The organism is Thiomonas sp. X19, from assembly GCF_900089495.1.
Taxonomy (GTDB): Bacteria; Pseudomonadota; Gammaproteobacteria; order Burkholderiales; family Burkholderiaceae_C; genus Thiomonas_A.
Window position 1 is genome coordinate 4,375,680 of the sequence record NZ_LT605203.1, and the last position, 14,261, is coordinate 4,389,940.

Here is a 14,261-nt window from a genome sequence, read left to right on the forward strand (position 1 = left end):
TGCCAGCCCGCAGTTTGCGACAATGAACGCTGAACCCTTCCGCGAACGTGGCGGCTGCGCGGCATGGCCCCAGCTGTTCTCATCCAGGCACCACCATGATGCAAGTCGCCGACGATTCCATTCACGCCCTGGTCACCGACATCGGCGCTCGTGCGCGCACCGCTTCGCGCGCCATGGCGCGCGCCTCCACCGCGGCCAAGAACAGCGCCTTGCTGGCCTTGGCCGGCTTGATTCACGAGCATGCCGCCGAACTGCGCGATGCCAATGCGCTGGATCTGGGCGCCGCGCGCGCCGCCGGGTTGGAAGCGGCCTTCGTCGATCGGCTCACGCTGGGCGACAAGGTCGTCGCGCAAATGGCCGAGAGCTGCGAGCAAGTCGCCGCGCTGCCCGACCCCATCGGCGAAATGACCGATCTGCGCCGCCGCCCCAGCGGCATCACCGTCGGCCGCATGCGTGTGCCGCTCGGCGTGTTCGGCATGATTTACGAGAGCCGCCCCAACGTCACCATCGAGGCCGCCTCGCTGGCCATCAAGTCGGGCAACGCCGTCATCCTGCGCGGCGGCTCCGAGGCCATCCACAGCAATCGCGCGCTGGCCGCCCTGGTGGCGTTGGCGCTGGTGGAGGCCGACCTTCCTGCCGATGCCGTGCAGCTCGTGCCCACCACCGACCGCGCCGCCGTGGGCGCACTGATCACCATGCCGCAGTATGTGGACGTCATCATTCCGCGCGGCGGCAAGGGGCTGATCGAGCGCATCAGTGCCGAAGCCCGCGTGCCGGTGATCAAACACCTGGACGGCAACTGCCATGTGTATGTGGACGCCGAGGTCGATCTCGACATGGCCGTGCGCGTCACCGACAACGCCAAGACCCAGCGCTACAGCCCTTGCAACGCCGCCGAATCACTGCTGGTGGCGCGCGATGCAGCGGCCCATTTCCTGCCCCGCATCGGCACCGTGTTCGCGCAAAAAGGCGTGGAAATGCGCTGCTGCGCCGACAGCCGCGCCTTGCTGCAGGCCGTGCCCGGCGCCGCGCCGCTGCTGCGCGACGCCACCGAGGCCGACTGGGGCACCGAGTACCTCGCGCCCATCATCTCCATCAAGCTGGTGCCGGACGTGGATGCGGCCATTGCCCATATCAACCGCTACGGCTCGCAGCACACCGACACCATCCTCACCTCGAACCACGCGCATGCCATGCGCTTTGTGCGCGAGGTCGATTCCGCCACGGTGATGATCAACGCCTCCACCCGTTTTTCCGACGGTTTCGAATTCGGCCTGGGCGCCGAGATCGGCATTTCCACCGACAAGTTTCACGCGCGTGGCCCCGTCGGGCTGGAAGGCCTCACCAGCCAGAAATGGATGGTGCTGGGCGACGGCGAAATTCGCACCTGACGCAACTGAGCTGCTGCACCTGCACAAACCTCCATGACACCTCAGCATCTCACCGGCATCATCACCCTGCCCACTCTGCTGCGCATCACCGCGGCCATTGGCATGGGCGTCGGCGTGGTCAACGCCGCCATCGCCGTGGGGCTTTATTGGCGGGAACTCGGTCCGGGCCAAGTGCTCGGTCTGTTCCTGGGCGCTGTGTTGTTCAATGCCCTGGCCCTGATGTTCGCCACCTTGGTGGGCTACTGGCCTTACCGCGCCTTGGCGCGGCGCCGTCGCTGGAGCTTGCATCGCATCAGCTTGCGCCCGCTACCGCCCTGAGCTGCCGGCGCTCTCCCCAAACCGGTCCCAGTCACCAACCCAAGCCGGGCCCACCCGGCGACCGAGCCGCACCTTGCTGCCTTTGGAGAATCAAGCATGAACCCTCGTGATCGCCTCAAATTTCTCGGCGCCGGTCTCGCCAGCCTTGGCGCCGCAGGGCTGGCCCAGGCCCAAAGCCAAGGGCCGGTGACGGCCCAGGCTATTTCCAGCGAGCCGTGGAAAGTGGCCATGCAGATGAGCGACGGCCTGGAGCAGGCCTACGAAGGCCTGATCAACATCCAGAACGTGCTGCAGCTCGATCCCAAGATGCGCTTCATCGTCGTGGGCTACGGCAAGGCCATCCACTTCCTGCTGAATGGCACCAAGACCCCGCAAGGCGCGCTGTTCGAGGGGCTGATCGGCGATCTGGCCAACCAGGGCGTGCAGTTCAAGGCCTGCAACAACACCATGACCTTCCTCAAGATTCCCAAGGAGCGGCTGGTGCTCGAAGCCACCCTCGTGCCGGCCGGGGTGTACGAACTGGTCAAGCTGCAGTCCGAGGGCTGGTACTACATCAAGCCCTGATTCGGCAGCTTTTCGTCTGCGCTCCCTCGCGCTTCCTGGCGCCGCGCCAAAAAATTGGACAAGACGCAATCGTGGTCGCTCGACCATTCCTTGGCTGCCATCAAATCCCAGGCAACCGAATGGTGGTGATCAACATCTGCCGTCGCAACGCCAGCCCGAATTTCCACTCGGTGAGCGTTACACCTGGTTGTGTTTCATGGCAAACGCTTGCATCATCGCCGCAGGCATTGGCCTGCGGCTTTTTGCCATCGCTTTGTCGGGTGCCGGCATGTCCCACTCCGCCTGCCCAGCAACCGTCCAAGAACACATCCCCCTACTGCTGAATCGAGGAGACTTGCCATGACATCCACGCCCACCCCCATCCGTCGCAAAGTGCTGCTGGCATCGGCCGCTGCAGGTGCTGCGGCGTTCTCCACCAGCGCCCGGGCCGCCGGCCGTGCCGACGCGGATGGCCCGGTCAGGGTGGTCTATCACATCACCCAGGGTGACGCGCAAGCCTCGCGCTGCCTGGGCAATGTGCGCAATCACCTCTCCGCCGAGCCCACGGCCAAGATCGTGGTTGTGGGTAACGGCGCCGGCATCGACTTCATGCTCAACGGCGCGGTCGACGGAAAAGGTGCCGAGTTCGCCGGGCTGGTCGGCGGCCTGGCCTCGCAAGGGGTGTCGTTCCGGGTTTGCAACAACACCCTGACCAATCGCAAGATTGCCAAAGACCGCGTGTTGCTCGACGCTTCCATCGTCCCCTCCGGCGTGTCCGAAGCGGCCAATCTGCAATACCGCGAGGGTTACGCCTATATCTGTCCTTGATGGCGCCATCGCGCATCCCTCGTGGTTGACGCCATGCGTGCGGCGCTGCATCATCGCGCCGCGTGAACATCGCCATCGAAACCACCGCCGCCATCCGGCCTGACGCTCGCTCGCCGACGGTCGCGCGGCGTCCCTTGCACCTCGACCTTCGAGCTGCCGCCGATTTGCTCGGCTGCGTCCTGACGGGGCAATCCCTCGCTTCGGCGCTGCCCCAGCTCGCCAAGACTGGACACTGGAGCGCGGCCGAACGCGGCGCGGCGCAGGCCCTCAGCTTCGAGGTTTTGCGTGGCCTCGGCCGGGCGCAGGCCTTGCTCGCTGCGCTGCACCCCAAGCGCATCAAGCCACCCGAACTCGAACAGTTGCTACTGGTCGCCATCGCATTGTTAAGCGCCCCCCGCAGTCCGCAAGCGGACTCCCTCGGCGCCCCGCCTCTCTATCCCGATCACACCTTGATCAACCAGGCGGTGCAGGCTTGTGTCTTGAGGCCCAAGACCCGGCATGCGCGCGGCCTGGTCAATGCCTTGCTGCGCCGCTTGCAAACCGAGCGCGAAAACCTGCTGCAAGCAGTGATGCAAGGAGACCCCGCGCGCTACAACCATCCGGATTGGTGGGTGCAGCGCATGCGCGCGGCGTACCCGCAGGATTGGGCGAACTTGCTGGACCTTGCCGCCCAGCGCCCGGCCATGACCCTGCGCGTGAATGCCCGCTGGGGCGACCGCGGCGCCTACCTCGCCTTGCTGCGGGCGCAGGGCATGGAGGCCGCCGCGCCCGCAACTCCCGGACTGGAACAGGCGCTGATCCTGCACAGGCCCGTGCCGGTGCAGGACTTGCCGCTGTTCGACGTTGGCGCCGTGAGCGTGCAAGATGCGTCCGCCCAGTTCGCCGCCGGCCTGCTGGATGCCCGGGATGGCATGCGTGTGCTCGACGCCTGCGCCGCTCCGGGCGGGAAGACGGCCCATATCCTGGAGCGTGCCGATTGCGAGGTGCTGGCGCTGGACCACGACGCCACGCGCGCCGAGCGCATCGGTGCCACGCTCGCGCGCCTGCGCCTGCCGCAGGCGCAGGTCGTTGCCGCCAACGCCGCACAGACGGCGTCGTGGTGGGATGGCCGCGCGTTCGACCGCATCCTGCTCGATGCGCCCTGCAGCGCCTCCGGCATCGTGCGCCGCCACCCCGACATCCGCTGGCTGCGCCAGGATGCCGACATCCCCGCGCTGGCCGTGCAGCAAGCGGCTTTGCTGGAAGCGCTTTGGCCTCTTTTGGCTCCTGGCGGGCAGCTGCTTTACGCCACATGTTCGGTGTTTCCTGAAGAGGGCAGCGAGCAAGCTGCGGCCTTCCTGCGGCGGCATGACGATGCGTTAGCATGGACCGCGCCAGGGCAAATCCTCCCGAGTCGCTCGCCTGAACGCGATGGCTTTTACTACGCCCTGTTTGCCAAGCGCACCGAACACTGAAACCACCCCTTCGCATGAGCCGACCGCAGGCACCTGACCCCATTCGCCGCCGCGGACTCATCGCCTTCGGGCTGGCCTTGACCGCTGGCATCTGGGCCGACCATGCCCGAGCGGCCACGGTCGATGCCCAGCCACTGAGCCTGGATCAGGAGGCGGATGGTCTTTACGCCAGCGCCACCGTGGTGTTTGCTCTGCCGCGTGCGCTGGAAGATGCGCTGCACCGCGGCATTCCGCTCTATTTCCTCACCCGCATCGAGGTGGTGCGCGGGCGCTGGTGGTGGTTCGACGAGAAAATCGGCACCGCCCAAGTCCTCACCCGCCTGGCCTATCAGCCGCTGCTGGAGAAGTACCGTGTGTCCACCGGCGCGCTGCAAAAGAGCTACAACAGCCTCGACGAGGCGCTCAGTCAGGTGCAGCATGCGCTGCATCTGAAAGTGGCCGACGCCAAAGACCTTGTGGTTGGCCAGAGCTATAGCGTGTACGCCAGTTTCGAGCTCGATTTGTCGCAGTTGCCGCGCCCGTTTCAGATCAACGTCAGCTCCCAGGTCGACTGGCAGCTGCAAGCCGATTTTCCCCGCGCCAACTTCACATGGAAACCGCCACAGTCAACCGCATCACCCGGGTAGCCGCCTGGGCGGCGCTGGCCTCAGGCCTGCCGCTGGTGGTGTTCCTGGTGTTCCTACTGGCGGTGTCCACCAAGAACACGCAGGCCATCAACCCCTATTTTGGCGTGCTGTACTGGATCAACATCGCCGTGGCGGGGCTGCTGTTGCTGCTCATCGTCGGCCTCGCTTCGCGCCTGTTGTGGCGGCTGCGCCAGCGGCGTTTCGGCAGCCGCCTGCTGTTCAAGCTGGCCACGGTGTTCGTGCTCGTGGGCGTGCTGCCGGGGGCGGTGATTTATGTCGTCTCCTACCAGTTTGTCGCACGCAGCATCGAGACCTGGTTCGACGTCAAGGTCGAGCGTGCGCTCGACTCGGGCCTCAACCTCGGCCGCACCACGCTCGACGTCATGCTGGCCGACCTGCAGGCCAAGGGGCGCAATGTCGCCAGCCAGATCATCGATGCCCATGGCGCCGTCGCGCCCATGGAGCTGGAGCAACTGTTGCAGCAACTCGGCGTCGAGCAGGCCACGGTGTTCGACAGCAATGGCAACGTCCTGGCCACGGCAGGCGGCAATCCATTCGCCCTGGTGCCCGATTTGCCGGGGAATGAATCCATGCGCCAGTTACGCCTCATGGGCCAACTGGCCAGTGTCGAGGGCGGCGACGACGGCATCGCCGGCGAGAACCAGAATCTCAAGCTGCGCGTGGTCGTACCGCTGCCTGCGCGCAGCCTGTTGCTGCCGGGGCACCAGCGCTACCTCATGCTGGTGCAGAACGTGCCGTCGGCCATCTCCCGCAGCGCGCTCGAGGTGCAGCGCGCCTACGCCGAATATCAGGAGCGTGCGCTCGGGCGTGAAGGCCTGCGCCGCATGTACATCTCAACCCTGACCCTCACCTTGTTTCTCGCCGTGTTCGCCGCGGTGCTGATGGCCGTGTTGCTGGGCAACCAGTTGGCGCGCCCGTTGCTGTTGTTGGCCGACGGCATGAAGGCCGTGGCCGGCGGCGACCTGCGGCCGCGTCCCGAGCTGCAGTCGGCCGACGAACTCGGCACCCTCACGCGCTCGTTCAACGACATGACCGCGCAATTGTCCGAGGCCCGGCAACAAGCCGAAACCAGCCGGCATGCCCTCGAGGCCTCGCGTGCCTATTTGCAAAGCGTGCTCGACAACCTCTCGGCCGGCGTGCTGGTGCTGGGTGACGGCATGCGCCTGACCCTGGCCAATCCCAGCGCCACGCGCGTGCTGCGCTTGCCGCTGCAAGGTTCCATCGGCCAGACCATCGACAGCGTGGAGAGTCTCAAGCCCTTCGCCGCCGCCATCGATGCGGCCTTCCAGGAGCTTGCCGGCAGCGGCGGCGCCGACCACTGGCTCAAGCAGATCGACTACACCCCGCAGGGCAGCGAGACCGCGCTCACGCTGCTGGTGCGCGGTGCGCGTCTGTCCCTGCCCGGGCAGGCAGCCGCCGTGGTGGTGTTCGACGACATCAGCGAACTCATTTCGGCGCAGCGCTCGCTCGCCTGGGGCGAGGTGGCACGACGCCTGGCCCATGAAATCAAGAACCCGCTCACGCCCATCCAGCTCTCGGCGGAGCGTTTGCAGATGAAGCTGGAAAGCAAACTCGTCGGTGCCGACCGCGACATGCTCGGCCGCGCCACCAACACCATCGTCAACCAGGTCACGGCCATGCGCCGCATGGTCGACGAATTCCGCGACTACGCCCGCACACCGGCCACCGAACTCGCCCCGATGGACCTCAACGCCCTCGTGGGCGATGTGCTCAACCTCTACAGCGGCATGATTGCGCGCGACGGCGAGGAAGCCCCCCTGGTGCGGGCCGAATTGGCCCCCGGGCTGCCTTGCATCGAGGGTGATGCCACCCAGTTGCGTCAGGTCATCCACAACTTGCTGCAAAATGCACTCGATGCCGTCGCTGGGCAAGCACATCGTGAGGTCTGCATTCGCACCGAGACCTTCCGTTCCGCCAATAGTGGAGCCCAGCGGGTGAGGCTTTCCGTGGCCGACAGCGGCCCGGGGTTTAGCGAAAAAATCATCGCCCGTGCCTTCGAACCCTATGTCACCACCAAGGCGCGCGGAACCGGACTCGGCCTGGCGGTGGTGAAGAAAATCGCCGAGGAGCACCATGCACGGGTCGAGGTGCAGAATCTGCCCACGTCAACCCATGCGCATGGTGCGCGTGTATCTCTTATATTTCCCGCTGTGACATGCCCCGCGCCCGCAAGCGCTGCATGACGGCAAACCCCGGAACCCTCAGCGTATGGCAAGCATCTTGGTGGTGGACGACGAAATCGGCATTCGCGATTTGTTGTCCGAGATTTTGAGTGACGAAGGCCACGCTGTCGAGGCCGCCGAGAACGCCCAGCAGGCTCGCGAGGTGCGCCTGCGACACCAGCCCGATCTGGTGCTGCTCGACATCTGGATGCCCGACACCGACGGCGTGACCCTGCTCAAGGAATGGGCCAGCGCCGGGCAACTCACCATGCCCGTCATCATGATGTCGGGGCACGGCACCATCGACAACGCCGTGGAAGCCACCCGCATCGGCGCCATGGCCTTTCTCGAAAAGCCCATCGCCCTGCAAAAACTGCTGCGCGCCGTCGAACAAGGCCTGAGCAAGCCAGCACCGAAAACCCATCAAGATGTGGCCTTGACCGCGCCGGCGCCCAGCCTGCCCGAGCCGCCGCCGCTCACGCTCATCGCCGAACAATCGTTCACCCTCGACCGGCCGCTGCGCGAGGCGCGTGACGACTTCGAGCGGGCCTATTTCGAATTCCACCTCGCCCGTGAGGGCGGCAGCATGACCCGCGTCGCCGACAAGACCGGTCTCGAGCGCACTCATCTCTATCGCAAGCTCAAACAACTGGGTGTCGACTGGGGGCGCACCGGGCGCAAGAACCAAGGCACCAGTCACTCCCCACCCGTTGACGATGGCCAGTCGGAGTGATCGCGGCAGCAACCGAACCTTAATTTGCTATGATTGCGCGCTTTGTTTGCGGCGGCTTTGCAAACAGCATGTCGATTCAAGCCAACTCGCAGCGCCCAGCGCTCGCGTCCAGTTTTCGGCCAGGTAGCTCAGTCGGTAGAGCAGCGGATTGAAAATCCGCGTGTCGGCGGTTCGATTCCGTCCCTGGCCACCAATAAAATCAAGCACTTGGCCCAGCTTTACCCGCTGGGCTTTTTGTTGCCCGGCGCTCATGTAATGGCTGTGTAATGTCTGTGCGGGAATGGCTGCTCCAGAAACGACAAACCCGGCGCGATGGCCGGGCGTCGTTCATAGCTCATCAAGGGCCTGCCGCTGCTCCCGCAGGGCTTCGATAGCCCACCGCAACAGCGCGCGATGCTCGGCATCAAACAGGCCGTGCTTCGTGCTATTGGCTGCCGCCTTGGCCTTGCCTTCGGGCGTCCTCGGCCCGGTTGACTGCTCCCACGGCCTCCACTGCCTGATTGCCTCGCGCTGGCGCTGCCTGCGCTCCGGGGACCATCCTTTGCTGCTGCTCATGGGTTGCGTCTTCCAATAGTTCGTTTGCTGGCTTCGGCGCTTCTTGGGCGTGCGTGCGCGCGTGCGTACTGCTCTCGAAATTGCCGTTGTTCACCTGCTGAGGGCCGGTCGTCACGTTCGCTTGCTTGGCAAAGATGGTCGGGCCAGCGCGAAGGTTGCCCAGCACTTCGGCTGTGCGGGCGCATTGAGCCTGCGCCTTGAGCGCCAGCCGCATATAGCTCTCTGCCGCGTTCAGGTACTGGCCCATATTGCCCTGCGCTCGCATGGCGCAATCAACGAATACGCCATGCAGCGCCACGATTTGCCCGGTAAGGATGTGCTCCAGTCCTGACAAGTCGCCACTAGACACCGCATCGCCTGCCTGCTTGATGGCCCGCGCTACGTCGCCCAGTGGCGTTTCAGCAAACGTGCGGCGCGCGAATGCCTCGGCAACGTGGGCGGTTTGATAGTTGCCGCGTGCAATGGCACCAGCGCGTGCAATGCCTTGTTCGATACGCTGCTCTTGCGCGGCGAGAAATGCCGCTTCGTCCTGGCTGGCGGCGGGCGGCAGCTTGGTTGCTCTGGGTTTCGTCATCGCATACCCGCCCGCATCAACTGCGCGGCGGCCTCAAGTCGAAGGGTTGCCAGTTCACGGCCTGGCGCGAAGATGGCCGGGGCAAGCTCGGCGGCGTCCACCACGGCAAGCCAAGGGCGGCGGCTCTGGCGATAGAACAGCACCGGCTTGCGGTTCATCGCCTCGGCCTGTCTGCGTGCCTGCTGCCACCATGCCGGAATTGCCAGCGCCTCGCACCGCTTGCACTCTATGGCCCAGCCGGGCACGTCCAGGCCGTCAGCACCACCGGCGCGGGTCTGGCCGATGTTCCGGCGCACCGTGTAGCCCATCAATTCAGACAAGGCGGCGAACAGTTCGCGCTCGCCCGATGCGCCCTTGTTTCGCTGTGATGCGCTCATTCCCACGGCCTCCCATCGTCCAACGGATCTAGGGCGGCCTTTGCAGGGGCTTCGCTGGCCTTGCGCTTGCGCTGCACGGCGTAGGTCGTTAGCACCGCATGGGCCTGCATGTCGAGCACCGGGCGCGGCTCGCCACTGGCTGGCGTCCACACTTTCGGCGTGAGCATTCCGGCGATGTGTACCGGCTCCCCTGCGTTCAGCGCCAGCAGCGCAGCGCATGCGGCCTTGTCAAAGGCAATCACGTTCACAAACAAGGCTTCACCGCTCTGCATCGGCGTGCGCACCTTGCACACCACAAACGGCTTGCCAGCTTGGCCGGTTTTCTGTTCGGCGGCGGCGTGTAGCGTGCCACCTATCAATGCGTCAATCATGGTCGGCCTCCAGTGGCACGGGTCAGGACATACAGGGCAAGGGCTGCAATCGTTGCAGGCGGCAGCGCCAGCAGGCAGAGCACCAGCAGGGCGAAGGTTCGGGCGGCGTTCATGGCTTTGGCTCCAGGTTTTGGCTTTGCTCCAGGGAAAGGTTTTGCAACCACACACCCGGCCCGGTTCCCGCTTCCCGCTTTCCCGCAGCTATATAGCTGCTGCGGGAATCGCGGGAAAAGCTCGCGGGGTTCCGGTGTTCCCGTTCTCGGGATATTTCGGGAATCGCGGGAAAGTTCAGGCAAGCCATAACCACCCCCCTTCGATGTGGAGCAAACCCCGTCCGGCGAGTCCGGTAAGGGCCTGCTGTGCGCGTTCTGTCTGGCGCTTCGCTTCGCACGGCAGGCGGCCCCGCAGCGCATCAATGGCGGCCTCCACACCGATGCAGGGCGTTCCCGCTGGCACACATTCGGGCATGCCTTCGCGGCTGGCTTTTTTCAGCACATCCGGCAAGGCGTCCCACACGATGCGTTGATTCCCGGACTTCGGCGGCAGTGCCTTGCGCACCTCGGCCCGTGTGGTGTCTGCCACCACGGCGCACGATGAAACCGGCGTGCCGTCCGGTTCAATGCCCAGCGTTACCACCTCCAGCCGAAACGGGATGCTCTCAGCGTCGGCACCGTCTTTGCTCTTGGCAATGCGCCACTCCCTGGCGTCACCATCCCGGCGCACCTCGATGGCAGCATCAAGGGCGGCGTGTAGGCTGGAATGCCCCCGCATGCCTTTGGTGGAGTCTTTGCCAGCATGGTGAATCAGCAGCACCAGGCCACCTATGCGGCGCTGCAAATCGGCGGCGGCTTCGATGATGCGGCCCATGTCCTGGCTGCTGTTTTCGTCCACACCCGGCGCAGCGCGGTTCAGCGTGTCGAGCACCACCAGACCAGCACCACGGCACGCCTCGGCAAGCTCTGCCACATCATCCGGCTGGAGCAAATCGAACGGCTGCGACACCACAAAGCGCAAGCCTTCGGGCGCTGGCCTGCCGTGGTGTTTATCCCATGCCTGCACGCGCTGCGATAGCCCGGCCTCACCTTCCAGGCCCACATACACCACGGGCGCGGGCCTCACGCGATAGGTAAACCAGCGGCGGCCCTCGGCAATCGCGGCGGCGGCGTCCAAGGCAAGAAACGTCTTGCCGCTGCCCGATGCGCCAAACAGCGCGGCCAGTCCCTCGGCAGGCAACACACCACGCACCAGCCAGACCAGCGGCGGCAGTGCGGCCAGTTCGGCGGCAGTGCGCAGCTTGTAGCGGCGTTCGGGTTCGGCAGGCGTCGATAGCAGCACCTCCAGCGCATCGGCTCCAAACTCTGCGGCGTAATCGCTCGCGTCATAGTTCGCGGGCTTATCGGCAGGCATGCGCACCACCTGGCACCCGTGTTCGCGGGCGATGGCCTCGGCCTGCGCCTCCTTGCCCACATCGGGCACCAGCACCAGCGGCACGGCTTGCGCCTTGATGGCTTTCACCACGGCACCCATGCGGCCCGCACCAAAGCACACGGCGGCGGGTTGCCCGGTTGCTTGCCAGCAGGCCCATGCTTGGCCGATGCCCTCCACCACATAGCAGCATGCAGCGTCCGCAATCTCGCCCACGATGTGCAGGCCGTCGCCAAAGCTCGCACCGGCAAGGTTCAGCTTTTTGCCAGCACCAGGCGGCGGGATGAATTGCAGGGTTTGCAGTTCACCGGCCAGCGTGCGGCAGGGCACCACAAGCCAGCCGGAAACGTCATGCCCGGCAATACGCAGGGATGAACCGGCGGGCACCTGGCGCAAGCCTTCGGCGTTGCCACGCTTGGCCACGATGTAGCCATGCAGTGGGCTTGCGGGTTCGCACTGCTCCCAGATAGCGGCAGCGTCAGGCTGTGCGCTGCGCGGGGTTGCTTGGCGCTGCGGCTTTGCTGTGTCTTTCCATCCGTGATGATGCGCAAGGTGAAACAGCGTGCCCGGCCCTGTGCCACCGTCCGGCTTGATGCTGCGAAATGCCGATTGCACGTCCTTTGCGCCCTTGTAATTCGGCGCTGCGCTGCTCCAAGCGTCGATGGCGTCAACGTCCAACCCTGCGGCGATTGCGGCGCGGCCTACGCGGTGCCAATCTTCGCGGGGCAAGTCTGCCGGGATGGCCTGCAATGCGCTGCGGGCGCGTTCGGTATCGTGTCCGTTCATCATGGGCGCGCTCCCTTCACGGCCTTGATATCCGAAGGCTCCAGGCTGTACCGGGCGATGCCGCAGGATTTGCCAGTCCACGGCTGGCCGTCCTCTGTCAGCGTCCGAACGTGCCAGCCTTTGCGCTTGAGCAACCAAGCGTAGGCGGCGAGTCGCCATGTCCGGGCGATGCTTCCAAACTCAGGATGGTTGAGGGTCGCGCCGTCGAGCAAAGCGGCGAGTAGCTGCCCCTCCTTCGTTGCGTTGTTCGGCCAAACGGGGGAGAATGCAGGCTGTTCGAAAAGCTCTTGCTGTGCTGCCTCGGACTGCCCCCGGCTGCCACCGGGGGTTTGTTTTTTCTGGGCGTCCATCAGGCACCCCCTTGCAGCAGCTTCGCCACTTCCGCCACGCTCCACAGAAGGCGACCACCAACGCGGTGCGGGCGAATACCGTAGGCGTGCCCTTGAATGCAAAGGTTCTTGCGGATGGTTTGGCCTGTGCGCTTGATGGCGCGGCCAAACTCTGCGGTGTCCAAATAATCCCGGTTTGCTGCAATCGCGGCAAGTGTGGGCGGGTAATTCGACGTTTCCATATCAACTCCGATTTGTCCCTGCATGTGCAGTAACGAAAAACAGAATTGATTGGAATTTCCCGACTATCCTCCCCCGCAACCCTCCCCCGCAACCCTCCCCCGTTCCACCAATTTGGGGGAGTAGTGTTACTCGGCGTCGCGTATGTCTTTGTTGTGGCGCAGGCGCTCCCACGCTTTATCGAACTTGGTGCCCTCCCATTTCAGCTCGGCGCGAACAATCGCTTTCGCTCCACCCGCTCTGTTTTTCTTCGGCAGCTTCGGTAACGCGGTTGCCGTGAAACCCTTTTCGGCCAGCACGCGCAAGATTTCTTGCTCTTGGTGTCGCTGCCACTTCATGGGCCGTGTGCCGGTTGCAGCCTCTACCGCTGGCGCTGCGTATTGCTCCATGGCAAGGCGAAAACCGATGTGCACAGCCTTGCCCTGGCTTTCGCCCCATGCCAGCCAGGCGGCAGGGCTTGCGCGCTCCATGCCCTGCGATGCCGCTTTTTCTTCAAAGTCGCGTGCCTTGCGTTTGGCAGCCCAGGCAGAGTCATGCCGTCCAACCATTTGCAAGCTGGCGTGCGTGTGCGGCTCCAGCCCCGCCATAAGTCGAGCGGCTTCACCCGCCTTCAGCACTGGCCTATCCGCAACCCAGTCGCGCCAGTCGATAGGCTCGCCCTCGTTGTTCGCGCATTCGATAAAGTCGGCCGCGTCCTCGCCCTCGATAAGACTATTGCCCGCTGGCGTTGATTTCTGGCAGGCAGGTTCAGGGAAACGCCACGCAATAGTTGGCTCATGCACCTCCAGCCATGCGTTCAGGTCGAACGAACTCGCTTCGTGGCCGTAAAGCACTTTCCGGCGCTCGGCTGGGATATACGAAAAGTTTTCGCCAGCCCGATAAATGCGCAGTTGACGGGTTGTTGCTGCGTCAATCAATCGCTCCAATACAGCTTCATGTGGCGTGTGGGATTGTTCGCCTATCAGCTTTGCGGCGTCCCAAAGGGTGTAGCGTCCGGCGGCGCGTTTTTCCGCTTCTTGGCGCTTGGAATGGGCTGCATGCCCCTCGCCTTGCAATCGTCCCGGCTGCAAACCAGCCATTCGTGCTGCTTCCAGCCAATAGGGCTTAAAGGCTTTGGAATCAGCCCACGCTAGCCATTCGGCCGGCGTCTTGTGCTCGTTCATGTCCTGCCCTGACGCGTAGCTGGTCAAGTCCATGAACTCGGGCAGCCATTCTTGGTCGCGGGGATGCTGCAAACCGTGCGCGTCAAGCTGCGCCGATGTTGTGCCGTCCAGATATACGATGCCAGCGCGGATAATTCCTATTGGCATGCCACCAGTCCCCACCACGTTGTGCGGCGCAAGACCGGCCAGAATCAGCAGGGCCTCTTGACGTGTCCATAAGTCGCGCTTTAGCAGTCCCTCGACGTTGACGGGAGGCGGCGTCAGCGGGTCGCGGCGTAGCAGTTCGATAACGTCGATACGCTGGCCCGGATTCTCGGGGTCGTTTACATAGTGCGGCATGTCTG

The 14,261-nt window shown here is 64.6% G+C and carries 15 protein-coding genes and 1 tRNA gene; 9 read left to right on the forward strand and 7 right to left on the reverse strand.

The genetic code is table 11. From position 1 onward, the window contains the following. Positions 1 to 98: 98 nt before the first annotated feature. The 9 genes from THIX_RS21430 to THIX_RS21470 all read left to right on the forward strand — a co-directional run bounded on the left by THIX_RS21430 (position 99) and on the right by THIX_RS21470 (position 8,290). Positions 99 to 1,391 (forward strand): glutamate-5-semialdehyde dehydrogenase, encoded by a 1,293-nt coding sequence (locus THIX_RS21430; RefSeq protein WP_112488542.1) that lies wholly within the window; start codon positions 99 to 101, stop codon positions 1,389 to 1,391. Between the two features lie 33 nt (positions 1,392 to 1,424). Beyond that, entirely contained in the window at positions 1,425 to 1,709 is a 285-nt protein-coding gene (locus THIX_RS21435; protein WP_112487825.1) for a hypothetical protein, read from the forward strand. A gap of 96 nt (positions 1,710 to 1,805) precedes the next feature. Beyond that, a complete protein-coding gene (locus tag THIX_RS21440) occupies positions 1,806 to 2,273 on the forward strand; it encodes a DsrE family protein (protein ID WP_112487826.1) in 468 nt (155 codons plus the stop codon). A 339-nt stretch (positions 2,274 to 2,612) separates the two neighbouring features. After that, entirely contained in the window at positions 2,613 to 3,080 is a 468-nt protein-coding gene (locus tag THIX_RS21445) for a DsrE family protein (RefSeq protein ID WP_112487827.1), read from the forward strand. A 62-nt stretch (positions 3,081 to 3,142) separates the two neighbouring features. After that, positions 3,143 to 4,534, forward strand: coding sequence for a 16S rRNA (cytosine(967)-C(5))-methyltransferase RsmB (gene rsmB / locus THIX_RS21450; RefSeq protein ID WP_233224672.1), 1,392 nt, complete (start codon positions 3,143 to 3,145; stop codon positions 4,532 to 4,534). Between the two features lie 14 nt (positions 4,535 to 4,548). Continuing rightward, positions 4,549 to 5,160 (forward strand): DUF4390 domain-containing protein, encoded by a 612-nt coding sequence (locus THIX_RS21455; protein ID WP_112487828.1) that lies wholly within the window; start codon positions 4,549 to 4,551, stop codon positions 5,158 to 5,160. Beyond that, on the forward strand, positions 5,124 to 7,385 hold the full coding sequence (locus THIX_RS21460; protein ID WP_112487829.1) for an ATP-binding protein: 2,262 nt from the start codon (positions 5,124 to 5,126) through the stop codon (positions 7,383 to 7,385). Before THIX_RS21455 ends, THIX_RS21460 begins: the two co-directional genes overlap by 37 nt. A gap of 25 nt (positions 7,386 to 7,410) precedes the next feature. Beyond that, complete coding sequence (locus tag THIX_RS21465) at positions 7,411 to 8,097, forward strand: response regulator (RefSeq protein ID WP_112487830.1); 687 nt, start codon at positions 7,411 to 7,413, stop codon at positions 8,095 to 8,097. A 117-nt stretch (positions 8,098 to 8,214) separates the two neighbouring features. Then, a tRNA-Phe gene (locus tag THIX_RS21470) sits at positions 8,215 to 8,290 on the forward strand. Positions 8,291 to 8,521: 231 nt separating this feature from the next. On the opposite strand, the gene THIX_RS21475 is transcribed toward THIX_RS21470, so the two are convergent. The 7 genes from THIX_RS21475 to THIX_RS21505 all read right to left on the reverse strand — a co-directional run bounded on the left by THIX_RS21475 (position 8,522) and on the right by THIX_RS21505 (position 14,256). Further along, on the reverse strand, positions 8,522 to 9,226 hold the full coding sequence (locus THIX_RS21475; protein ID WP_112487831.1) for a hypothetical protein: 705 nt from the start codon (positions 9,224 to 9,226) through the stop codon (positions 8,522 to 8,524). Continuing rightward, positions 9,223 to 9,603, reverse strand: coding sequence for a hypothetical protein (locus THIX_RS21480; protein WP_112487832.1), 381 nt, complete (start codon positions 9,601 to 9,603; stop codon positions 9,223 to 9,225). Before THIX_RS21480 ends, THIX_RS21475 begins: the two co-directional genes overlap by 4 nt. Continuing rightward, positions 9,600 to 9,974, reverse strand: coding sequence for a single-stranded DNA-binding protein (locus tag THIX_RS21485; RefSeq protein ID WP_112487833.1), 375 nt, complete (start codon positions 9,972 to 9,974; stop codon positions 9,600 to 9,602). The genes THIX_RS21480 and THIX_RS21485 overlap by 4 nt, the downstream gene beginning before the upstream one ends. Before the next feature lie 288 nt (positions 9,975 to 10,262). Further along, positions 10,263 to 12,188 carry an AAA family ATPase gene (locus tag THIX_RS21490; protein WP_112487834.1) on the reverse strand — a complete coding sequence of 642 codons (1,926 nt, stop codon included), beginning with the start codon at positions 12,186 to 12,188 and terminating at the stop codon, positions 10,263 to 10,265. Further along, on the reverse strand, positions 12,185 to 12,535 hold the full coding sequence (locus THIX_RS21495; protein ID WP_112487835.1) for a hypothetical protein: 351 nt from the start codon (positions 12,533 to 12,535) through the stop codon (positions 12,185 to 12,187). The genes THIX_RS21490 and THIX_RS21495 overlap by 4 nt, the downstream gene beginning before the upstream one ends. Next, positions 12,535 to 12,756 (reverse strand): hypothetical protein, encoded by a 222-nt coding sequence (locus tag THIX_RS21500; RefSeq protein WP_112487836.1) that lies wholly within the window; start codon positions 12,754 to 12,756, stop codon positions 12,535 to 12,537. The genes THIX_RS21495 and THIX_RS21500 overlap by 1 nt, the downstream gene beginning before the upstream one ends. 126 nt (positions 12,757 to 12,882) lie before the next feature. Further along, positions 12,883 to 14,256 (reverse strand): hypothetical protein, encoded by a 1,374-nt coding sequence (locus THIX_RS21505; protein ID WP_112487837.1) that lies wholly within the window; start codon positions 14,254 to 14,256, stop codon positions 12,883 to 12,885. Positions 14,257 to 14,261 lie beyond the last annotated feature (5 nt).